Raw genomic sequence first — 20,440 nt, 5'->3', positions numbered from 1 at the left:
GATGTGCCGCCTTTCGTCGCAGCCGGGCGACTCTTTTGGGCCATGCCGTCCCGCGAGGACCCGGCATTTGCACGCTTGTGCACGCCGCCATCCCCGTCTAGATTGACCCCTCCGACCGGGCACGTCCCTCCCGCCCGGCCACCTCTACGCATTGCCAGGAGATGTCGATGTTCCGATTCGTTCGATGGACAACCGCCGTGCTCGCGCTCAGTGCCGCCACCGGCCTTCAAGCCGCGCAGCGCGACGGAATCGATGTGCAGCTGTCGACGCCGACCCCCGTGTTGCGCGGCGACGTGGACGTGGTCGTGGCCGTCACGGTGACCAACACCGCGCGCCACCCCGTCACGCTGGTCAGGTGGCAGCTGCCCTCCGACGAGCTCGAAGGCGCCTTGTTCAGGATCACCCGCGACGATCAGCCGGTGCGCTACCTCGGTCCGGTGGTCAAGCGCGCGCAGCCCGACGCCTCCGATCACGTGAAGCTCGAGCCCGGCGCGACGCTCAGCTACCAGGTGGAGCTGACGAGCGCCTACGACCTCTCGCAAAGCGGCCGCTACGCCATCCAGTACCTGGGCCGCGGCCAGCACGGCAACGCGGCCACGCTGAGCTCGGCGCCGCTGTACCTGTGGCTCGAAGGGCGCAGCGGCAAGGCGGCCACCGCACCGGCGGCGCCGGTGGGCTCGGCTGCGAGCATCGGCTACACCGGCAATTGCTCGGCCACGCAGCAGAGCACGCTGCAGACGGCAGTCGGTGCGGCGACCAACTACGCCACCTCGTCGTCGAGCTACCTCAGCCGCACGCCCGCGGCCACGCAGCGCTACGTGAAGTGGTTCGGCGCCTACTCACAGAACGGCTGGAACACCGCCAAGGCGCACTTCGCGGCCATCTCGGACGCCTTCGTCAACAAGCCGCTCACGCTCGACTGCAAGTGCAAGAAGCGCAATGTCTACGCCTATGTCTACCCGACCGAGCCGTACAAGATCTACCTTTGCGGGGCGTTCTGGGCGGCGCCGATGACCGGCACCGATTCCAAGGGCGGCACGCTGATCCACGAGATGTCGCACTTCGACGTGGTGGCCGGCACCGAGGACTGGGCGTATGGCCAGTCCGCGGCGGCGGCGCTCGCCGTGTCCGACCCGGCCAAGGCGCTGGACAACGCGGACAGCCATGAGTACTTCGCCGAGAACACGCCGCCGCTGCCGTGAGGTCTGAGGCCACGCCTGCCGCGGCCGGCCGCAGCAGGCGTCGGCTGGCACTCGCGCTGCTCGCCCTGTCCGCCATGATGTGCCCGGTGACGGTCAGCGCGCAGGACGACCTGCGCTGCGTGCTCAAGGCCCCCGCCCGGGCGGCTGCGGGCAAGCCGGTGATGCTGCGCTTCAGCCTCACCAACCTGAGCGCGGCGCCGGTGATGCTGCTCGAATGGAACACGCCGTTCGAGGGCTGGTTCGCTCCCTTCGTGGACGTGACGCGCGACGGTGTCGCGCTGCCGTACCGCGGCCCCATGGTCAAGCGCGGCGACCCGTCGGCCGACGAGTACCTGCGCCTGCTGCCGCGGCGTGCACGCAGCGCCAGCGTCGACCTGGCGCAGCCTTTCGACTTCTCGATGCCGGGTCGCTACCGCGTGGTGCCGCGCATCCGCGTGCTCGATGTGGTGCGCGCCGGCGAGCTGGCGTCGCCGCGGCCGCTCGACAGGCACGTGCCGGTGGCGCTGGCGTGCAATCCGGTGGAGATCGAGGTTCGCTGACGACGCAAGGTCCTCACGACACTAGAGCAACTCGTTGAGCAGATAGAAGGCGTTGTCCTTGGCCTTGTGCCACCAGCCACGGCGCGTCCAGCTGTCGAGGTCGATCTCCTTCGCGCGCTGGACATACCGCTCGAAGATCGAGTCCAGGCGCGCGGCCAGGGCCGCGTCGGCGATGGACAGGGAGATCTCGTCGTTGATCTCGAAGCTGCGGTCGTCGAAGTTGCTTGACCCGAGGGCACACCAGGCGCCGTCGACGGTCATGATCTTCTGGTGCAGCAGCGTGTACGGGTACTCGAACAGCCGCACCCCGCACTTCAGCAGCTTCTCGAAATTGCGATGCCCGGCGTGCTGCACCATGGGGTTGTCGGAGCCGCTGGTCGATGGCATGAGCACGCGCACGTCCACGCCGCGCTTGACGGCTTCGCCGAAGGCATCGATGGCATCGGGCTCGGGGATGAAGTAGGGGTTCTGGATCCAGATGCGCTTGCGCGCCAGGCAGATGGCGGTGTGGTGCAGGATCTTGACTGCCGGCGCCGAGTTCTCCGGCTTGGCGTACACCGCGTGGATGAGCACGTCGCCGGCGGGCTCGAGCGTCGGAAAGACATGCTCGCCGATGAAGAGCTCACCGGTCTCGCCGGCCCAGTTCTCGCTGAACGCGCCCTGCAGGCTGTGGACGATGGGCCCGTGCAGCTCGACGCTGACATCGGCCACGTGCCGGTGGTCCTCGGCGTTGCCGAGCCATTCGTCGACGACGCAGTGGCCGCCGGTGAACGCCTCGCGGCCGTCGAGCACGACGAGCTTGCGATGGTCGCGGTCGTTGAGAACGCCGATGTTGCGCAGCGCCCGCTTGTGGAAGAAGGTCACGCGGCAGCCCGCAGCGCGCATGCGCTCGACGACGTCCTTGCCGGCGCCCTTGGAGCCCTGGGCGTCCAGCATCACGCGCACGCGCACGCCGGCCTGCGCGCGGTCGATCAGCGCATCGGCCACGCGCCGGCCGAGCTGCCCGTCCTTCCACAGGAAGGTCTCGAAGTGCACCGAATGGCGCGCGGCGCGGATGCGCTCGATCAGCACGTCGAAGAAGGCGCCGTTCTCGTGCACCTCGACCCTGTTGCCCCCCACCGCGGTGCCCAGCGTCAGGCCCGACAGGCTGGGCATCAGCTTCTCGATGGGCGAATCGCACTCGATCTTCAGCGTGGGATCGCGGTGGCGGCGGATGGACCAGATCACCAGAAGCTGGACGATCACCAGCGCGAGCAGCATGCCGCCCCAAAACGACCCCCACATCCCGTCCCCTCCACGGCGACATCACACCGGGCGGAGCATAGCGTCCGCCGGCCGATTCGGCTCGGTCAGCCGATGAGCACGTCCAGCGCGCGCTGCACCGAGCCGGGTGCGGTGACGGCCATGAAGGCCAGCCCGGCGACCGCCCCGGCGACGTGCGCATCGTGATTGACGCGTCCGAGACGCGTGCGACCCGCGAACACGCTGAACGCGAGGTAGCCCAGCGCGAACAGCGGCGCCGGGATGGGCACGGGAATGGGCAGGATGAAGATCGAGGAAGTCGGAAACACGACGATGGAGGCGAACAGCACCGCGAGGATGGCACCCGAGGCGCCGAGGCTCGCGTACTGCGGCTCCCTGCGATGGACCAGCCAGGTGGCGACGCTGCTGGCGAGCAGTCCCGACACGTACAGCACCACGAAGCGCGGGGTGCCGATGGTGCGCTCCAGCCCGAAGCCGAAGGCCCAGAAGGTGAAGCAGTTGAACACCAGGTGAGCGAGGTCCGCATGGACGAACCCGCTGGTCACCAGCGTGGCGTACTCCGCCCGCTGCGCCAGGCCGTGCGGGCGCAGCAGGTTGCGCTCGATCAGTGCGGGCGCGGCATAGAGCCCGATGAGACCGATGACGAGCAAGGTCGCGAGCAGCAGTGTCGCGGCCGGGGCGCCGGAGGTGAGGCGGGTGAGGAAGTCCATGGGCCGACTCTAACGGGGCGCCCCATGGCCTGCCCTTTCGGCGGAGAACGCAGCACGGCGACGAACACCTGCACGGCCTACCAGACCATCCGCTTGCCCGCATCGTTGAGCGGCTCGATGCTGCCGGCGTAGGGCAGCGAAGTGTGGAAGCGCACCTCGGACATCTGGTACTCCTGGCGCAGGTATTCCTCCTTGCGCTTGGGCTCGGCCGGCTTGGTGATCGAGCCGTCGGCGCCGACCTCGAAGCGCACTTCGGCAGTGCCCGCGACCGCGTTGTCCTTCGCGAGCAGGGCGGTCACCTTGCCTTGCGCATCCATCTCGTAGCCATGGATGGCGACGAAGTGGTCCGTGACGGGCTGCTTCTTGGCGTCGACGACCGAAGCGGTCGACGGCTCGTTCACGCCCGCGACCACGGCGCGCCCCGAATCGATGTGCGCCTTGATCTGGTCCAGGGCGACCCGGCTCGCATCGCTGTCGGTCTGGATGCGCCGCGCCGTCTTCTCGTAGAGCACCACGCCCCCGCCCCCGGTGGCCGTATCGCCTGCGCTCGCGGTGGACTGCGCGCCCTTGCAGGCGAGCTTGAAGCAGGCAGCCGGATTGCCGCCGGCCTCCTCCCAGCCGGGTGCACTGAAGCCTTCCAGCTTGACCGTGGTCCGGCCGAAGGCATCCACTCGCGCCTGGAAGTCCTGCTTCAGCCTCGCATCGGGGCTGGTCAGCAGCCAGTCGACACCGCCGGGCTGCTCGAGCCTGCGCGCAGTGCGGGCCAGGGTGTCCTCGGTCACGCACTTGCCGAGCACATCCTCGACCGACTGGCGCAGCAGCTCACGATGGTTGTCCGAGCGCACGACGCGGGCGTCGCCGCCGCCCGCGGCGCACTGCTCGCGCTGGAAGACCTCCAGCTCGGCCTGCGTCATGTAGCGCGTCTGTCCGTCGGCCTCGACCTGGAACATTCCGAGCAGGCCGTGCAGGCCGTCCGCGCGCGACACGCGCACGTCGCTGCCTGCCGGATGCAGCAGGTGGCCGTTGTCGGGACAGGCCACCTGGGCGAGGGCGCTGCTGCTGTTCGAAGTGGAAACGTGGGACATCGTCGGACCTGCGGGGTCGGTGGCAACACGCGCATTGAAAGCGGGGCGGCGGCCTGCGCCAATCCCGGACCGCTCCCAGCTAGGGGCGCTCCCATCGGGGGCGGCGGCATGCGTTTCTTCTTCTTCTTGCCCTCACCCCGGCCCTCTCCCGCGAGCGGGAGAGGGCGAGCAAGTCAGTGACGTGCATTCAGCCACTCCCTCTCCCGCTCGCGGTAGGGTCGTGCGCGGTGCGCAGTTGCCGTTCGCAGGCCATGCTGGCTCAATGGAGGCTGGCCAATCGAAGGAGGCTTGCATGCAATTCCACCGCGGCAGACTCATCGACCACGTGCACCTGCGGGTGTCCGACGTCGAGGTCAGCAAGCGTTTCTACCGCGCCGTCTTCGCCTCGCTCGGCTTGCCGGAGGTGCTGCACGAAGGCCCCGGCTTCTTCCAGGCCGACGAGCTCTACGTCGACAAGGCCGACGACTACGTGTCGCGCGTGCACATCGCGTTCCAGGCCGCCGACCGCGAGACGGTGCAGGCGTTCCACCGGGCGGCACTCGCCGCCGGCGGGCGCGACAACGGCGGGCCCGGCGAACGGACCTACCACCCCGGCTACTACGGCGCCTTCGTCTTCGATCCGGACGGCAACAACATCGAGGCCGTGTTCCACGGTCCGGCCACGCGGTCCGCGCCGTCGGTGGTGTTCACGCCGAAGTAGCCATGGCCACCTTCGCTGCACTGACCTCGCTGTTCGGCGTCGAGACGTCCGACGTCGATCTCTCGCGGCCCTTGTCGCATGCGGCATTCCGGGAACTGGAGCAGGCCTTCTACGCGCACCAGGTGCTGGCCGTGCGCGGTCAGGACATCACGCCGGCGCAGTTCGTCGACTTCGCGCGGCGCTTCGGGCCGCCACAGCCGCACGTCATCGATCAGTTCCATCATCCCGAGGATCCCAACATCCTGATCCTGTCGAACGTGAAGAAGGACGGCCGGCCGACGGGGCTGCAGGATGCCGGGTCGTATTTCCACACCGACTATTCGTACCTGCAGGTGCCTGCCCGTGCGACCACGCTGTACTCGCGCGTGGTGCCGCGGGTCGGCGGAGACACGCTGTTCGCCAACCAGCTCGCCGCCTACGACGACCTGTCCGAGGCGATGAAGAAGCGCATCGAGCCGCTGCTGGCGATCCATCACTACGGCAATCGCAACGATGTCGACGAGGCGAGCCGCACGGCCGCCTCGGTGCTGAGCGCGGAACAGAAGGCCAGGATGCCGGTGATCACCCACCGCATCGCGCGTGCGCATCCGGTCACCGGCCGCAAGGCCTTGTATGCCGTCTCGGGCAGCTCGTTCGGCATCGTCGGCATGCCCGACGACGAGGCCCGCGACCTGCTCGACGAGCTGGCCGCGCACGCGACGCAGCCGCGCTACCAGCTTCGCTTCAAGTACGGCGTCGGCGACATCGTCGTCTGGGACAACGCGGCGCTGCTGCATTCGGCCACGCTGACCGATCCCCAGGACCCGCGGACCTTGTGGCGCATCACGATGCTCGAGGTGGCGCAAGAGGCGGCGGCGCCGGAGGTGCTGGCACCGACCTACGCTTGACTGTGTTTCACCCCCGCGAGCGGAAGAGGCAGAGCATCCGGCGGGTCAGCCTCGCGCCACCTCGACCCAGCGCCCGCTCGCCTGCGATGCCAGGCAGGCCTCGATGAACGCCATCGTGTGCGCGCCGTCCTCGATGCGCGGATACGGAAACTCCGGCACCGGCTCGCCCAGCTCGCGCGCCATCCGCTCCTGCGCCACCTCGGCGTAGAGATTGCCGAAGGCCTCGCGCAGGCCTTCCGGGTGTCCGCGCGGCGTGCGGCCGAGGCCGGCGATCTCCGGCGGCAGGAAGGGATCGCCGCGGCCGATGGTGCGCACCGGCTCTCCCTGCATCGCGAGCCGCAGGTAGCTGGACTCGCGGTGCGACCAGTCGAGCTGGCCCTTCTCGCCATAGACGCGCAGGCGGATGTCGTTCTCGCCGCCGGCCGCGGCCTGCGTGACGGTGAAGGTGCCGCGCGCGCCGCCGTCGAATTCGAGCAGCGCCGAGACATGGTCGATCACCTTGCGGCCGGGACGCAGCGTGCCGACGTCGGCGGCAACACGCGCGATGCGCGCGCCGCACACGAAGCTCGCCAGGTGCTGCGCATGGCAGCCGATCGCGCTCATCACCAGCGCCTGTCCGCTGCGCTGCGGATCGAGCACCCAGCCCAGCCGGCTGGTCAGCGGACCGTCCTCGACGCGCGTCGCGAGCGAATTCTGCAGGTACTCCACCTGGACCAGGCGGACCGGCCCGATGGCGTCCTCCAGCACCAGCTGCCGCGCGTGGCGCGTCATCGGATAGGCCGAATAGCCGTGGGCGATGGCGAAGATCCTGCCGTGCTTGCGCGTGCGCTCGACCAGGTCGCGGGCCTGTGCGAAATCGTGCGTGACCGGCTTGTCGCAGATGACATCGAGGCCGGCGTCGAGTGCCGCGGCCGCGTACGCGTGGTGCGTGTCGTTGGGCGTCATGATCGCCACGGCGTCGATGGCGTCGTCGCGACGACGCTCCGCGTCCAGCATCGCGGCCATATCGCCGTAGCTGCGCGACGGGTCCAGCCCGAGCGCGATGCCGGCTGCACGCGAGCGCGCCGGATCGCTGGAGAACACGCCGGCGACGACGCGGAACCAGCCGTCCATCTCGGCCGCACCGCGGTGCATGCGGCCGATCCACGAGTCGGGTCCGCCGCCGACGACGCCCAAGCGCAGCGGGCGCCCGAATCTTTCACGCAATGCCATCGTGAGGTCCTCCTGGGTTATTGCATGCCGCGCGCATGGCCGAGCACCAGGCCGAGCGCCCGCGGCACGCGGTCGAGATCGAGCGCCTCGGTCAGCAGCGAGCCGTAGCGGATCTTGCGTCCGGCGCGTGTGCCCATGAAGCGCCGCAGTTGCGCATGCAGATCCCGCCCGCGCTGATAGGGCTGCTGCTGGAAGCTGCGGAACGAGGCCAGTTCCGCCTCGGCGTCGAGCACTCGCTCGACGGCCGCGGGGCCGACGGCGCGAATCAGCTCGTCCTCGAGATCGGCTTCGCAGACGAAGAAGCCCAGCGCTTCGGTGCGCGCCCGGTCGAGGCCGGCGCCCAGCCCGACGCGCTCCAGGCTGCGCTGGACATAGCGCTCCTCGCCGAGGTCGTACAGGCCGGCCAGGCGCAGGTCGAGTCCGCGCGGACCGAAGGCCTGCACGAACTTGCCGATGTTGGTGGCGCCGCCGATCGGCAGCACGACGATGCGCTCGGCGCGCAGATCCCAGCCGCGCCGCTGCGCCAGCGTTTCGACGGCCGCCTGATCGCTCCAGCCTTCGACGAGGATCGCCGACTGCGCGCGCATGCCGGCGACGACCTCGCCGGCAGCCGCCGTGCTCAGCGGCGGACGCGGGCCGGCGACGCGGCTCACTTGGCTGCCAGCCCCAGGCGCTCGATCAGCGCCCGCTCCTTGGTGAATGTCTCCGTGGCCCACTTGCGATAGTCCTCGCCGCTGCGATACCACACCGTCTGGTTGAGCTGCTGCAGCACCTCGAGGTGCTTGGGATCGTCCATGGCCTTGCGGAACGCGTCGTGCAGCGTCTTGACGACCGCCGGGTCCATGCCCTTGGGTCCGATCAGGCCGTACGGTGAGGTGGAGACGACGTTGTAGCCCAAATCCCTCGCGGTGGGCACGTCGGGCCAGCGCTGCGCGCGCTGCTCGCCGAACGTGAGCAGGAGCCGCATCTGCCCGCTGTCGACGAACTTGTCCCAGCCGGTGGCGTCGCTCGCGGCCATCACGTGGCCGCCGAGCAGCGCCTGCATCAGGTCGGCGTTGCCCTTGTACGGCACGTGGTTCAGCTGGATCTTCGCCGCGGCGGCGAGCTCCTCGATCAGCAGGTGCGGGCTGGTGCCGACGCCGGTGGAGCCGTAGTCGATCCTGCCCGGCGCCTTGCGCGCCGCCTCGACATAGTCGTTGAAGGTCTTGTAGGGCGAGGCCGCCGGCACGACGAAGCCGAAGGTGTAGCCGGAGATCCCGATGATGAAGGTGAAGTCGTCGATGGGATGCCACGTCACCTTCTGCATGTGCGGGTAGCGCAGCATGCCCAGCGGGTACTGCGCGACGGTGTAGCCGTCGGGCTTCGCGGTCAGCGCCACGGTGCTCGGGCCCAGCGTGCCGCCGGCACCAGGCTTGTTGTCGATCAGGATCGTCTGCCCCAGGTGACGCGCCGCGATCTCGCTCAGCGCGCGGAAATGCCGGTCGGTGGAGCCGCCGGCCGGCCACGGCACGACGAGCGTGATGGACTTGCCTGGAAACGCTTGAGCGCGCACGGCCAGCGGCGCAAGCAGGGCGCCGGCACAGCAGGCCACGGCGGTGCGGCGAGAGATGGATTCCATCGGTTGTCTCCTGTTGGTTTCGGGCCATTCTGCATGCCATGACGGCTCCGTCTTCCACCAGCGGGAGAAGGAGCATCCGGTTCTGTTTCATTTGACGCGGGCGACGACGCGCGCTGACATCGCCGCGCGGCGGCGCCTGGGCATCCTGCCGGCACTCGACACCGCACCGCCTGTGCGGGCTGACCTCGAGACCCCAGGAGACCGCCATGATCCGAACACCATGCCTTCATGCGCTGCTGGTGCTGCTGCCGCTGGCGGCAGCCTGCAGCCACCACGACGATCCCGCCTACGAGGAAGTGCGCCCGGTGCGCAGCACGGTCGTCGGTGCGACCGGCGGCTCGGTGGGCGCGACCTACTCCGGCGAGATCCGCGCGCGCTACGAGAGCAGGTTGGGCTTTCGCACGTCCGGCAAGATCGTCGCTCGGCTGGTCGAGGTCGGCACGCATGTGAAGCGCGGCCAGCCGCTGATGCAGCTCGACCCGGCGCAGGAGACGCTCCATGCGGTGGCAGCGACGGCCGACGTCGAGGCGGCGCGCAGCCGTGTCGCGAAAGCGGGCATCGACCTGCAGCGCACCGAGCAGCTGCTCGGCCGCCAGTTCGCGTCGCAGGCCGAGCTGGACCAGCAGCGCCTGGCGCTGGCCGAAGCCGAATCGCAGCTCAAGTCGGCGCTGGCGCAGCAGCAGGTCAAGTGGAACCAGCGCAGCTACACCGAGCTGGTCGCCGACCGCGACGGCGTGGTCACCGCCATCACCGCCGAGGCGGGCCAGGTCGTCTCGGCCGGGCAGCAGGTGGTCACGCTGGCCGGCGACGGCGAGCGCGAGGTGCTGGTCAGCGTCGCGGAGTCGCGCGTCGACGAGCTGCGCCGCGCGAAGGCGTTGCAGGTCTCGGTGTGGGCGCACAAGGGCAAGACCTACCGCGGCCAGCTGCGCGAGCTGGCGCCCGACGCCGACAGCGTGACGCGCACCTATTCGGCGCGCGTCACCGTTGCCGATGCCGACGCGGCGCTGATGCTGGGGATGACCGCCTCGGTCTTCGCGCCCGACGTGGACGGCGACTCGGCCATCCGGTTGCCGCTCGGCGCGATCCATCACCAGGACGGCCAGGCGCGCGTGTGGGTGGTCGACGAGAAGACGGCGCGTGTCGCCGCGCGGACCGTGCAGCTCGGAAGCGCCCAGAACGACGGCGTGCTGATCGTCGGCGGCCTGGCGGGCGGCGAAACGGTGGTCACCGCCGGTGTGCACATGCTGCACGCCGGCCAGACCGTGAAGACGGCGGGCTCGCCGGTCGTCGCGCAGGGTCGGCAGCCATGAGCCGCATCAACCTGTCCGAGTGGGCGCTGAAGCACCCGCAGATGGTGCTGTTCCTGCTACTGCTCCTGAGCCTGGCCGGCGTCTACGCTTATGGCCAGCTCGGCCAGAAGGAAGACCCCGAGTTCACCGTCAAGACCATGGTCGTGCAGGCCGCGTGGCCGGGCAGCTCGGCGCAGCAGATGGCGGAGCAGGTGACCGACAAGCTGGAGAAGAAGCTGCAGGAGATCGGGCAGATCGACTACACCAGCAGCTACTCCAAGCCGGGCCTGGCGCAGATCAAGGTCAACCTGCGCGAGGACACCCCGCCGGCCAGCGTGCCCGATGTCTGGTACCAGGTCCGCAAGAAGCTCGGCGACATCAAGCACACGCTGCCGCAGGGCACCAAGGGCCCGTTCTTCAACGACGAGTTCGGCGACACCTTCGGCAACCTGTATGCGATCACCGGCGACGGCTTCGGCTATGCCGAGCTGCGCGACTTCGCCGATGCGGCGCGCAACGAGTTCCTGCGCGTGGCCGACGTCAACAAGGTGGAGCTGCAGGGCGCGCAGGAAGAGAAGATCTATGTCGAGGCGTCGAACGCCAAGCTGGCATCGCTGGGCATCCCGCCGACGCTGATCGCCTCCACGCTTGCGGCGACCAACACCGTGGACGCCGCCGGCACCGTCCAGACCGCGTCGGAGCGCCTGCGCCTGGCGGTCACCGGTGAATTCGATTCGGTCGAGAGCATTCGCAACATCGGCATCCGCTCCGGCGAGCGCACCTTCCGGCTCGGCGACATCGCCGACGTGCGGCGCGGCGTCGTGGAGCCCGCCACGTCGAAGATGCGCTTCAACGGCCAGCAGGCCGTCGGCCTGGCGGTCAGCATGCGCAAGGGCGGCGACGTGATCCGCCTCGGCGAGCAGCTCACCGCCACGGTCAAGCGCGTGCAGGCCAGCCTGCCGGTGGGCGTGGAGATCCACGCGGTGTCCGACCAGCCGCGCGTGGTCAAGGAGTCGGTGCGCGAGTTCAAGAAGAGCCTGCTCGAGGCGGTGGTGATCGTGCTGGCCGTGAGCTTCGTCTCGCTGGGTCTTCGCACGGGCCTGGTGGTCGCGCTGTGCATCCCGCTGGTGCTGGCGCTGACGTTCCTGGCGATGTACCTGCTCGACATCGAGTTGCAGCGCATCTCGCTGGGCGCGCTGATCATCGCGCTCGGCCTGCTGGTCGACGACGCGATCATCGCCGTCGAGATGATGGCGTTGAAGCTGGAGCAGGGCTGGGACAAGTTCCGCGCTGCGACGTACGCCTACACCGCCACGGCGTTTCCGATGCTGACCGGCACGCTGATCACGGCCGCCGGGTTCCTGCCGGTCGGCTTCGCGAAGTCGGGCTCGGGCGAGTACGTGTTCTCGCTGTTCCAGGTGGTCGGCCTGTCGCTGATCCTGTCTTGGGTGGTGGCTGTGATCTTCACGCCCTACATCGGCTACCGGCTGCTGCGCGAGGAGCCCGGCGCACACCACGACGAGGACGCGGTGTACCGCCGCGGCTTCTACGCCGTCTTCCGCCGCGTGGTCGATGCCTGCCTGGTGCATCGCAAGCTCGTCATCGGCGTCACGGTCGCCGCCTTCATCGGCTCGATGGCCCTGTTCAAGCTGGTGCCGCAGCAGTTCTTTCCCGCCTCCGATCGTCCGGAGCTGATGGTCGACCTGTGGATGCCCGAGGCGGCCACCTTCGAGGCCAGCCAGCGCGAAGTCGCCGCCCTCGAGGCGCGGCTGAAGGACGATCCCGACGTGGTCGCGGTCACCAGCTATGTCGGGGGCGGCAGCCCGCGCTTTTACCTGCCGCTGGACGTGCAGACGCCCAATCTGAACCTCGGCGAGCTGATGGTCATGACGCGCGGCGGCGAGGCGCGCGAGCGCGTGCTCGCCAGGATCCAGGCGCTGTTCGACGACGAGTTCCCGCTGGTGCGCGGCCGCGTCAACCGCCTGGAGAACGGTCCGCCCGTCGGCTACCCCGTGCAGTTCCGCGTCTACGGGCAGGACCCCAGGCAGGTGCAGCGGACGGCCGAGGCCGTCGCGCAGATCATGCGTGGCGATCCGCACATCCGCCGCGTCAACCAGGACTGGGGCGCACCCCTGAAGCGCGTGCGGGTCGAGGTCGACCAGGACAAGGCGCGCCGCCTGGGCATCACCTCGCGCGAGATCCAGGATGCGCTGGAAGCCTCGCTCGACGGCACCACCGTGACGAGCTATCGCGAGGCCGACAAGGACCTCGACGTGGTGGCGCGACTCGTGGAGGCGGAGCGCACCGACCTCAACAACCTGAAGGACGCGAAGATCTACCTGAGCAACGGCAAGTTCGTGCCGGTGTCGCAGGTGGCGCGGCTCTCGCTCGAGAGCGAGGACAGCGTGCTGTGGCGCCGCAACCGCGTGCCCACCGTCACGGTGCGCGCCGATGTCGCCGGTGCGCAGGCGCCCGATGTCACGCTCGCGCTCAAGCCCAGGCTCGATGAGCTCGCGTCCCGCCTGCCGCTGGGCTACGGCATCGACGTCGGCGGCGCGTTCGAGTCGAGCCACAAGGCGCATGCCTCGATCTTCGCGGTGATGCCGCTGATGCTGGTCGCGGTGCTGGTGCTGCTGATGCTGCAGCTGCAGGACATCAAGAAGATGACGCTGGTGCTGCTGACCGCGCCGCTGGGGCTGATCGGCGTGTCGCTGATGCTCGCGGCCTTCCGCATTCCGTTCGGCTTCGTCGCGATGCTGGGCGTCATCGCGCTGGCCGGCATGATCATCCGCAACTCGGTGATCCTGGTGGTGCAGATCGACCACGACCTGCAGGCCGGTGCGCCGCTGTGGACGGCCATCGTCGAGTCGACCGTACGCCGGCTGCGGCCCATCGTGCTCACCGCGCTCGCCGCGATCCTCGCGATGATCCCGCTGACCCATTCGGTGTTCTGGGGCCCGATGGCCTGGGCCATCATGGGCGGCCTGTTCGTCGCCACGCTCCTCACCCTGCTCTTCCTGCCCGCGCTGTACGCCAGCTGGTATGGCGCCCGCCGGCCGCAGGCCGTCTGAAACCGGAGACTTCCGATGAACCAAGCACTGCGCATCACCGCGGTCGCCGCGACGCTCGCGATGGCCTGCGGCACCAGCTTCGCGCTGGACCTGGTCGATTCGTACCTCAAGGCGCGCCAGGCCGACCCCGGCATGCTGGCGGCCGACGCGGCAGTGATCGCCGGCCGCGAGAAGGCCGTGCAGGGCCGCGCGCTGATGAAGCCGCAGATGAGCCTGTCGGCAAGCGTCGCCCATGTCGACAGCCGCTCGTCGAGCAGCCTGCCGCCGCAGCTGTCGGAGATCCTCAAGCCGCAAAGCTCGGGCACGATGCATGAAGCCGCCGTGCAGCTCAAGCAGCCGCTGTACAACGAGAAGAACCGCGCCGACGGCCGGCAGCTGCAGCAGCAGACGGAGTTGTCCGAAATCGGCTGGCGCGATGCGTCGCAAGAGCTGATGCAGCGCGTGAGCGAGGCCTACTTCAACCTGCTGCTGTCCGAAGAGAACCTGCGCGTCGTGGAAGCGGAGAAAGGCGCCGTGCAGATGCAGCGCGACCGTGCGCAGGCGCGCTTCGATGTCGGCCGCGGCAAGGTCACCGATCTGCAGGAAGCGCAGGCGCGCTACGACAGCGTGCTCACCAAGGAGGTGTCGGCGCAGAGCACGCTTTCGCTGCGCCAGGCGCAATACCAGGAACTGACGGGCGCGCCGGGCCGCGGCCTGGCGCGGCTGCGCGCCGGCTTTCCGCTGGCCGCGCCCCAGCCCGACGACCTGTCGGAGTGGCAGCGCCGCGGCGAAGCGCAGAACACGCGGGTGCGCGTCAAGCAGTCGGAGCTGGCCATGGCGGCGGCGGAGATCGGCAAGTACAAGCTCAGCGGGCGACCGACACTGGACTTGGTGGCCAGCTACACCGACAAGGGCCAGAACGGCAGCCTGTCGCCGCTGGTGTCGCCGGACCACGGCCGCAGCGCCGTCGTCGGCCTGCAGCTGAACATTCCGCTCTTCACCGGTGGAGCCCTCCAGTCGAAGGAGCGAGAGGCCATCGCCAGGCAGCGCCAGGCCGAGCAGGAACTGGGCGGGGCCCGCCGCGATGCACGGCTTCAGGTGCAGGACGCCTACCTCGCGGTGAAGACCGGCGTGTCGCGCGTGGCCTCGCTCGAGCAGTCGGTGCGCTCGGCGCAGACCGCGCTCGAGGCGACGACGCTGGGCCGCGACGTCGGCACGCGCACCGAGCTCGACGTGCTCGATGCGCAACAGCGATTGTTCTCCGCCCAGCTCGAGCTGGCGCAGGCGCGCAACGACTACCTGCTCGGCCGCATCCGGCTTGCGGCGTCGGCAGGCGAGCTCCAGGAAGGCGATCTGCAGGCCATCAACGCGTTCCTGGCGGGCTGACCCCAGCGTGAAACCGTCAGGCCGACCGTGCCACCACCGACGAGATCGACGACACCACGCTGGACCATTCCTCCGCCGTCAGCAGGCGGGCGGTCTGAGAGCGCAACAGGGTGTCCTCCTTGTCGAGGTGGGCCAGCATCATCTCGCGGTGCTCCGCCAGCAGGGCGGCGCATTGCGCCGCCGCATCCGCATCGCCGCGTTCGGCGTCGTCCAGCAGGCCCAGCGCCCCTGACAGGAGCTCGTCGCAGCGGCGGGTCTCGCGCTCCAGCTCATCGAGCAGCATGTCCGCCTCGGGGGATCTCCCGCGCAGCGTGGCCAGCAGCACCACACCCTTCGGCTTGTGCGTGGAGGCCTCGAAGCTTCGCAAGCGATGGACCAGCTCGCGCAGCGCCGCGAGCTGCGGCCCTGCGCGCCACCGGCCGTGATGCATCGCCGAGTCGATCGACGTGAGCAGCTCGCGCATGCGCGAGTGCTCGGCCCGCAACACTCTCCAAGCGGATTCGGCCGCCAGCATGTGTGGACTCCCGTGCAGGAAGGCCATTGTGCTCGCCTCGCGTGCCCGTTGCCAGACCCGTCCTGTGCGACGAGAAACGAGCCTGGAGGCGGTCTGGTCCCCGGGCCTGTGTGCCCCAGCAGACAGACGCCGACCGAAGTCGAGGCTACGTTGAGCCATCGGAGCCCACACGCGCGGTGCTCGGCATGGCGCCGACGCGTCGCTCCCGAGGAGCACGCCCATCAAGGAAAGCCATGAACAGACTCAACCCCAGCGTGACCGCGTTCGCCATCGGCCTCGCCTTCGGTGCCGCGGCGATGGCGCAAGAAATGTCGAAGGACGACTACAAGGCAGGCCAGGAGAAGCTCGCAGCGGAGTACATGGCTGCCAGGGCGGCCTGCGATTCGCTGTCCGGAACTGCGAACGAGATCTGCCAGGTCGACGCCACCGGCAGGGCGAAGGTCGCCAGGGCCGAGCTCGATGCCGCGTACACGCCCAGCGCGAAATCCCGGCATGAGGCCCGCGTGGTCAAGGCCGAGGCCGACCGTGCATCGGCGTTGGAACGCTGCAACGACGCAGCCGGCAACGCGAAGGAGGTCTGCCGCAAGGAGGCCGACGCGGCCGCGACGAGCGCCAAGGCCGACGCCAAGGTGCAGATCAAGACCACGGATGCGAACGCCGCCAGGGGGGCCTCTGCCGGCGCCCGGGCCAGGGCCGACGCCCAGGCTGCCGAGGCTCGCACGGAAGCGACGGAAGACAAGCTGGACGCCCGCCACGGAGTGGCCAGGCAGCAGTGCGACAGGTTCGCGGGCGATGCCAAGGATGCTTGCCTGAACCAGGCGAAGGCACGCTTCGCGAAGCCGTAGTGGCACCTTGCCGGTGCGCGGGAAACGGTCGCCGGCCGCCGAGGACGCGAATCATGGAAAAAAGAGCGGTGGATCGGTACGCCAGCGCACATACGCGCCCCGTCCGGTCGCCGGATCATTCGCGCAACACAAACCTGATGGGGGACCGTGATGTCTGGTTCATCTTCTTCTGAACTTTCCGCCGAGGCCTGGCAACGAGCCTGCGTGAAGACAATGCTGGCTCGGTCCGAGCGGACCGACCCGGACGATGCGCGCCGGCTGGCCGCGGCGGCTTACATGATCGCCAAGTTCCGCGCCATGCCGCCGGAGCTTGCGTCGGCGGAACTGCTCGTGCATCCCACCATTCGACCGGGCGTGCGGGCGGCGGAAACATCCGCCGCGCGATAGCACCACCGATCTGCGCTCAGTGCGCCGCCGCCGTCGACGCGCCGATGCCCGTCTCGCTGCGCACCCGTTGCGCGATGTACCCGGCGCGGTCGCGGCCGGCCCGCGCGCTGCGGTCGAGCAGCGAGAACAGCCAGATGCCCACGAAGCCGATCGTCATCGAGAACAACGCCGGCGAGGCATAGGGAAACAGCGCCGAGCCCTTGGGGTTGCCGAGCGTCGCCTCCCACACCGCCGGAGACACCACCGTCAGCACCACCGACGACACCAGCCCGAGGAAGCCGCCGGTCACCGCGCCCCGGGTGGTGCAGTCCTTCCACAGCACCGACATCAGCAGCACCGGGAAGTTGGCCGACGCGGCGATCGCGAAGGCCAGCGACACCATGAAGGCGATGTTCTGCTTCTCGAACGCGATGCCGAGCAGCACGGCGACGATGCCGAGCCCGATGGTCGTGAGGCGTGACACGCGCAGCTCCGCCGTGCTGTCGGCCTTGCCGTGCTTGAACACCGTCGCGTAGAGGTCGTGCGAGACCGCCGAGGCGCCCGACAGCGTGAGGCCGGCCACCACCGCCAGGATGGTGGCGAATGCCACCGCGGAGATGAAGCCGAGGAAGACGTTGCCGCCTACCGCGTTGGCGAGGTGGATCGCCGCCATGTTGCCGCCGCCCAGCAGGCCGCCCTTGGCATCGAGGAACTGCGGATTGGTCAGCACGAAGGTGATCGCGCCGAAGCCGATGATGAAGGTGAGCAGGTAGAAGTAGCCGATCCAGGTGGTGGCCCAGAACACCGACTTGCGCGCCTCCTTGGCATTGGGCACCGTGAAGAACCGCATGAGGATGTGCGGCAGCCCGGCAGTGCCGAACATCAGCGCCATGCCGAAGCTGATCGCCGAGACCGGGTCCTTGATGAAGCCGCCCGGCCCCATGATCGACAGCCCTTCGCGTGCCGCCTCATCGGGTGGCTTGCCGGCCGCGCTTGCAATCTGCCGCTTCACCTCCACCGCCTTGGCGAACATGGCCTCGGGGCTGAAGCCGAAGTGCAGCAGCACCATGAAGGCCATGAACGACGCGCCGGCGAGCAGCAGCACCGCCTTGATGATCTGCACCCATGTCGTCGCGGTCATGCCGCCGAACAGCACGTAGACCATCATCAGCGCGCCGACGATGACCACCGCCATCCAGTAGTCCAGGCCGAACAGGAGCTTGATGAGCTGCCCCGCGCCCACCATCTGCGCGATGAGGTAGAACGCGACGACGACCAGCGTGCCCGAGGCCGCGAAGATGCGCACCGGCGTCTGGTCGAAGCGGAAGGCGGCGACGTCGGCGAAGGTGAACTTGCCCAGGTTGCGCAGCCGCTCGGCGAGCAGGAAGGTCACCACCGGCCAGCCGACCAGGAAGCCGATGGAGTAGATGAGCCCGTCGAACCCGCCCACCATCACCGCGGCGGAGATGCCGAGGAACGACGCCGCCGACATGTAGTCGCCGGCGATCGCGAGCCCGTTCTGGAAGCCGGTGATGCCGCCGCCCGCCGTGTAGAAATCGGCCGCGGATCGCGTGCGCGAGGCAGCCCACTTGGTGATGAAAAGCGTGAAGACGACGAACGCGCCGAACATCATGATGGCGGTCCAGTTGATCGCCTGCTTCTGCGCCTGGCCGACGTCCGGGCCGGCCGCCCATGCCGCACCGGCGACCGCACCGGCGAGCGCCGCCAGCGCGAGGACGCGAATGGCAAGACCGCGGGCGCTCATTTCAGCGCTCCTTCGACCACCTGCTCGGTCAGCGTGTCGAACTCGCTGTTGGCGCGGCGCACGTACAGGCCGGTGATCAACACGGTGAAGACGATGACGCCGAGCCCGATCGGGATGCCTATCGTCGTGACGCCGGCGCCCAGCGGCTGCGACAGGAAGGGCTTGCCGAAGGCCACCAGCAGGATGAAGCCGTAGTAGACGACCAGCATCAGCACGGTGAGCACCCAGCCGAAGCGGCGACGCCTGGCTTCGAGCGCCTGGTAGTTCGGATCGCTTGCGATCCGGGAAACGAGATCGGCATGCATGGACACCACCTGTTCTTGAAGCGGGCGACGAACACCCGTGAAAAATGATCGCGCGGAACGGGCTCCATGGCGAGGGGTGCGGCGGGCCTGTGTTGCGCCCGGTCAATTCCGGGCCCTCTCATGAATGGCAGGATCTACAGTGGTCATGGATCTTTCGCCGACGCCTGCCATGCCGGATGCCTTCAAGTCCTCGGCCTTCGACGGAACGGACGCCGAGGAGCGCCCGCGGCTGCCCGACACCGAGGGCATGGCGCGCTTTCGCGAAGGCCTGGCCCTGCTGGAGCCGGGCCGCGCCCGCGTCGGCCAGGCCTTCCTGCGCCCCGCGCACGTGGTCGACGGCGACACCGACATCGTGGCCGTCGCACGGGTGTTCCAGACGCGGCGCGCGAGCTGCGTGCTGGTTCGCCTGGGCGAAGGCGTGAGCAGGCTCGGCATCTTCACCACCACCGGGCTTCAGCGCGCCATCCTCGACGGCCGGCCGCTGGCCGAGCTGCCGGTGCGCGAGCTGGCCGCGGCGCCGCTGGTCACGGTGGACACCGATGCCTCGCTGTTCGATGCGCTGTCGCTCATGATCAAGCACCAGGTGCATCGTCTGGTCGTGACCGACGGCGAGCGAGTCGCCGGGCTGCTGGAGCAGCTCGACGCGCTGAGCTTCGTCTCCAACCCCTCGTACCTGATCACGGTGCAGATCGTGCAGGCGGGTGATCTGCAGACGCTGGAGAAGTCGGCCGCGCGCATCACCGAGCTCGTCGTGCAGCTGCATCGCGGGGGCACCCACGTCGGACAGATCGGGCAGCTGGTCCAGCAGCTCAACGCCAAGCTGTTCGAGCGCGCCTGGCAGCTCGTCGCGCCGCCCGAGCTGGTGTCGCGCAGCTGCCTGTTCGTGATGGGCAGCGAGGGCCGCGGCGAACAGCTGCTGCGCACCGACCAGGACAATGGCCTGGTCGTGGGCGACGGCGTGGACCCCGAGGCCGCTGAGGTGAGCAGCGCCTGCGAGCGCTTCTCGGCCGCGCTGGAGCGCTTCGGCTATCCGGAGTGCCCCGGAGGGGTCATGGTGCGCAACGCGGCGTGGCGGCGCGGCGCCGCGGACTTCGCCGCCACGTCGAGGCGCTGGCTGCTTCAGCCCGAGCCCGAAGGCCTGATGGCGCTGGCGATCTTTCTGGACGCGCACGCCGTGGCCGGCGACGCGTCATTGCTGGCCGGCGTGCGGGCCGAGCTCGACGGGCTGGTGGCATCCGACGATGCCTTGCTCGGCCGCTTCGCGATGGCCGTGGATGCGTTTCCCGAGGCGGGCGCCTCTGCCTGGTGGACGCGGCTGCCGGGCCTGGGCGAACACGGACGCCACGCGCTCGACCTGAAGAAGGCCGGCATCTTTCCGATCGTTCACGGCGTGCGCAGCCTGGCGCTGCAGCAGGGCCTTGGCGCCACCAGCACGGCCCGCCGACTGGAGGCGCTGGTGGCCACCGGCACGCTGCCACGCGATCTGGCGGCTGACGTGCTGGGCAGCCTGCACCTGCTGATGCGCCTGCGGCTGGACGCGGGACTGGCCGAGCTCGACCTCGGCCTGCCGGTCTCAGGCGGCGTGCAGCCGCGGTCGCTGAGCACCCTGGAGCGCGACCTGCTGCAGGACGCGCTGGCGGTGGTCAAGCGCTTCAAGGCCGTTGTGCGGCACCACTTCCACCTGGATGCGTGAGCGACGGCCTC

The 20,440-nt window shown here is 69.3% G+C and carries 19 protein-coding genes; 10 read left to right on the top strand and 9 right to left on the bottom strand.

The annotated features are described in order from the left end of the window. Nucleotides 1–167 precede the first annotated feature (167 nt). Nucleotides 168–1,202, top strand: coding sequence for a M35 family metallo-endopeptidase (locus P7V53_RS20555; RefSeq protein WP_280151374.1), 1,035 nt, complete (start codon nucleotides 168–170; stop codon nucleotides 1,200–1,202). After that, nucleotides 1,199–1,741, top strand: coding sequence for a hypothetical protein (locus P7V53_RS20550; protein WP_280151373.1), 543 nt, complete (start codon nucleotides 1,199–1,201; stop codon nucleotides 1,739–1,741). The genes P7V53_RS20555 and P7V53_RS20550 overlap by 4 nt, the downstream gene beginning before the upstream one ends. 21 nt (nucleotides 1,742–1,762) lie before the next feature. Here the strand turns inward: P7V53_RS20550 and P7V53_RS20545 are convergent, their stop codons facing one another. The 3 genes from P7V53_RS20545 to P7V53_RS20535 form a co-directional block, all read right to left on the bottom strand. Next, the gene (locus P7V53_RS20545; protein ID WP_280151372.1) at nucleotides 1,763–3,025 is read right to left on the bottom strand and encodes a phospholipase D-like domain-containing protein; all 1,263 of its coding nucleotides are present in this window, start codon (nucleotides 3,023–3,025) and stop codon (nucleotides 1,763–1,765) included. 65 nt (nucleotides 3,026–3,090) lie between these two features. After that, entirely contained in the window at nucleotides 3,091–3,714 is a 624-nt protein-coding gene (locus P7V53_RS20540) for a rhomboid family intramembrane serine protease (protein WP_280151371.1), read from the bottom strand. 77 nt (nucleotides 3,715–3,791) lie between these two features. Further along, nucleotides 3,792–4,799, bottom strand: a complete 1,008-nt coding sequence (locus tag P7V53_RS20535) for a hypothetical protein (protein ID WP_280151370.1) — start codon at nucleotides 4,797–4,799, stop codon at nucleotides 3,792–3,794. Nucleotides 4,800–5,091: 292 nt separating this feature from the next. On the opposite strand from P7V53_RS20535, the gene P7V53_RS20530 reads away from it, so the two are divergent. Next, nucleotides 5,092–5,499, top strand: coding sequence for a VOC family protein (locus tag P7V53_RS20530; protein WP_280151369.1), 408 nt, complete (start codon nucleotides 5,092–5,094; stop codon nucleotides 5,497–5,499). Nucleotides 5,500–5,501: 2 nt separating this feature from the next. Beyond that, entirely contained in the window at nucleotides 5,502–6,386 is an 885-nt protein-coding gene (locus P7V53_RS20525; RefSeq protein ID WP_280151368.1) for a TauD/TfdA family dioxygenase, read from the top strand. A gap of 45 nt (nucleotides 6,387–6,431) precedes the next feature. Here the strand turns inward: P7V53_RS20525 and P7V53_RS20520 are convergent, their stop codons facing one another. Genes P7V53_RS20520 through P7V53_RS20510 form a run of 3 tightly spaced genes read right to left on the bottom strand, consistent with a single transcriptional unit; the run spans nucleotide 6,432 to nucleotide 9,216 of the window. Beyond that, nucleotides 6,432–7,598, bottom strand: a complete 1,167-nt coding sequence (locus P7V53_RS20520) for a Gfo/Idh/MocA family oxidoreductase (protein WP_280151367.1) — start codon at nucleotides 7,596–7,598, stop codon at nucleotides 6,432–6,434. Nucleotides 7,599–7,615: 17 nt separating this feature from the next. Beyond that, nucleotides 7,616–8,251: a TOPRIM nucleotidyl transferase/hydrolase domain-containing protein gene (locus tag P7V53_RS20515; protein ID WP_280151366.1), complete on the bottom strand. Its 636-nt coding sequence runs from the start codon at nucleotides 8,249–8,251 to the stop codon at nucleotides 7,616–7,618. Then, nucleotides 8,248–9,216, bottom strand: a complete 969-nt coding sequence (locus tag P7V53_RS20510) for a tripartite tricarboxylate transporter substrate binding protein (protein WP_280151365.1) — start codon at nucleotides 9,214–9,216, stop codon at nucleotides 8,248–8,250. Before P7V53_RS20510 ends, P7V53_RS20515 begins: the two co-directional genes overlap by 4 nt. Nucleotides 9,217–9,422: 206 nt before the next feature. Between P7V53_RS20510 and P7V53_RS20505 the strand changes: the two genes are divergently transcribed. The 3 genes from P7V53_RS20505 to P7V53_RS20495 are packed head-to-tail and all read left to right on the top strand — an operon-like array spanning nucleotide 9,423 to nucleotide 14,941. Continuing rightward, complete coding sequence (locus tag P7V53_RS20505; RefSeq protein WP_280151364.1) at nucleotides 9,423–10,526, top strand: efflux RND transporter periplasmic adaptor subunit; 1,104 nt, start codon at nucleotides 9,423–9,425, stop codon at nucleotides 10,524–10,526. Beyond that, nucleotides 10,523–13,576 carry an efflux RND transporter permease subunit gene (locus P7V53_RS20500; protein ID WP_280151363.1) on the top strand — a complete coding sequence of 1,018 codons (3,054 nt, stop codon included), beginning with the start codon at nucleotides 10,523–10,525 and terminating at the stop codon, nucleotides 13,574–13,576. The genes P7V53_RS20505 and P7V53_RS20500 overlap by 4 nt, the downstream gene beginning before the upstream one ends. A gap of 15 nt (nucleotides 13,577–13,591) precedes the next feature. After that, on the top strand, nucleotides 13,592–14,941 hold the full coding sequence (locus tag P7V53_RS20495; RefSeq protein WP_280151362.1) for a TolC family outer membrane protein: 1,350 nt from the start codon (nucleotides 13,592–13,594) through the stop codon (nucleotides 14,939–14,941). Nucleotides 14,942–14,957: 16 nt separating this feature from the next. Here the strand turns inward: P7V53_RS20495 and P7V53_RS20490 are convergent, their stop codons facing one another. Further along, entirely contained in the window at nucleotides 14,958–15,455 is a 498-nt protein-coding gene (locus P7V53_RS20490) for a hemerythrin domain-containing protein (protein WP_280151361.1), read from the bottom strand. A gap of 254 nt (nucleotides 15,456–15,709) precedes the next feature. Between P7V53_RS20490 and P7V53_RS20485 the strand changes: the two genes are divergently transcribed. Both P7V53_RS20485 and P7V53_RS20480 read left to right on the top strand, forming a co-directional pair. Then, nucleotides 15,710–16,300: a hypothetical protein gene (locus P7V53_RS20485; RefSeq protein ID WP_280151360.1), complete on the top strand. Its 591-nt coding sequence runs from the start codon at nucleotides 15,710–15,712 to the stop codon at nucleotides 16,298–16,300. Between the two features lie 204 nt (nucleotides 16,301–16,504). Continuing rightward, complete coding sequence (locus P7V53_RS20480; RefSeq protein ID WP_280151359.1) at nucleotides 16,505–16,687, top strand: hypothetical protein; 183 nt, start codon at nucleotides 16,505–16,507, stop codon at nucleotides 16,685–16,687. A 16-nt stretch (nucleotides 16,688–16,703) separates the two neighbouring features. Here P7V53_RS20480 and P7V53_RS20475 read toward each other — a convergent pair whose 3' ends face one another. Both P7V53_RS20475 and P7V53_RS20470 read right to left on the bottom strand, forming a co-directional pair. Further along, entirely contained in the window at nucleotides 16,704–18,431 is a 1,728-nt protein-coding gene (locus tag P7V53_RS20475; RefSeq protein ID WP_280151358.1) for a cation acetate symporter, read from the bottom strand. Continuing rightward, the gene (locus P7V53_RS20470) at nucleotides 18,428–18,736 is read right to left on the bottom strand and encodes a DUF485 domain-containing protein (RefSeq protein WP_280151357.1); all 309 of its coding nucleotides are present in this window, start codon (nucleotides 18,734–18,736) and stop codon (nucleotides 18,428–18,430) included. Before P7V53_RS20470 ends, P7V53_RS20475 begins: the two co-directional genes overlap by 4 nt. 145 nt (nucleotides 18,737–18,881) lie before the next feature. On the opposite strand from P7V53_RS20470, the gene P7V53_RS20465 reads away from it, so the two are divergent. Continuing rightward, nucleotides 18,882–20,429: a DUF294 nucleotidyltransferase-like domain-containing protein gene (locus tag P7V53_RS20465; protein ID WP_280151356.1), complete on the top strand. Its 1,548-nt coding sequence runs from the start codon at nucleotides 18,882–18,884 to the stop codon at nucleotides 20,427–20,429. Nucleotides 20,430–20,440 lie beyond the last annotated feature (11 nt).

The organism is Piscinibacter sp. XHJ-5, assembly GCF_029855045.1.
Classification (GTDB): domain Bacteria; phylum Pseudomonadota; class Gammaproteobacteria; order Burkholderiales; family Burkholderiaceae_C; genus Albitalea.
The sequence above is the reverse complement of the archived record's forward strand: the minus strand, read 5'-3'. Positions and strand labels throughout refer to the sequence as shown.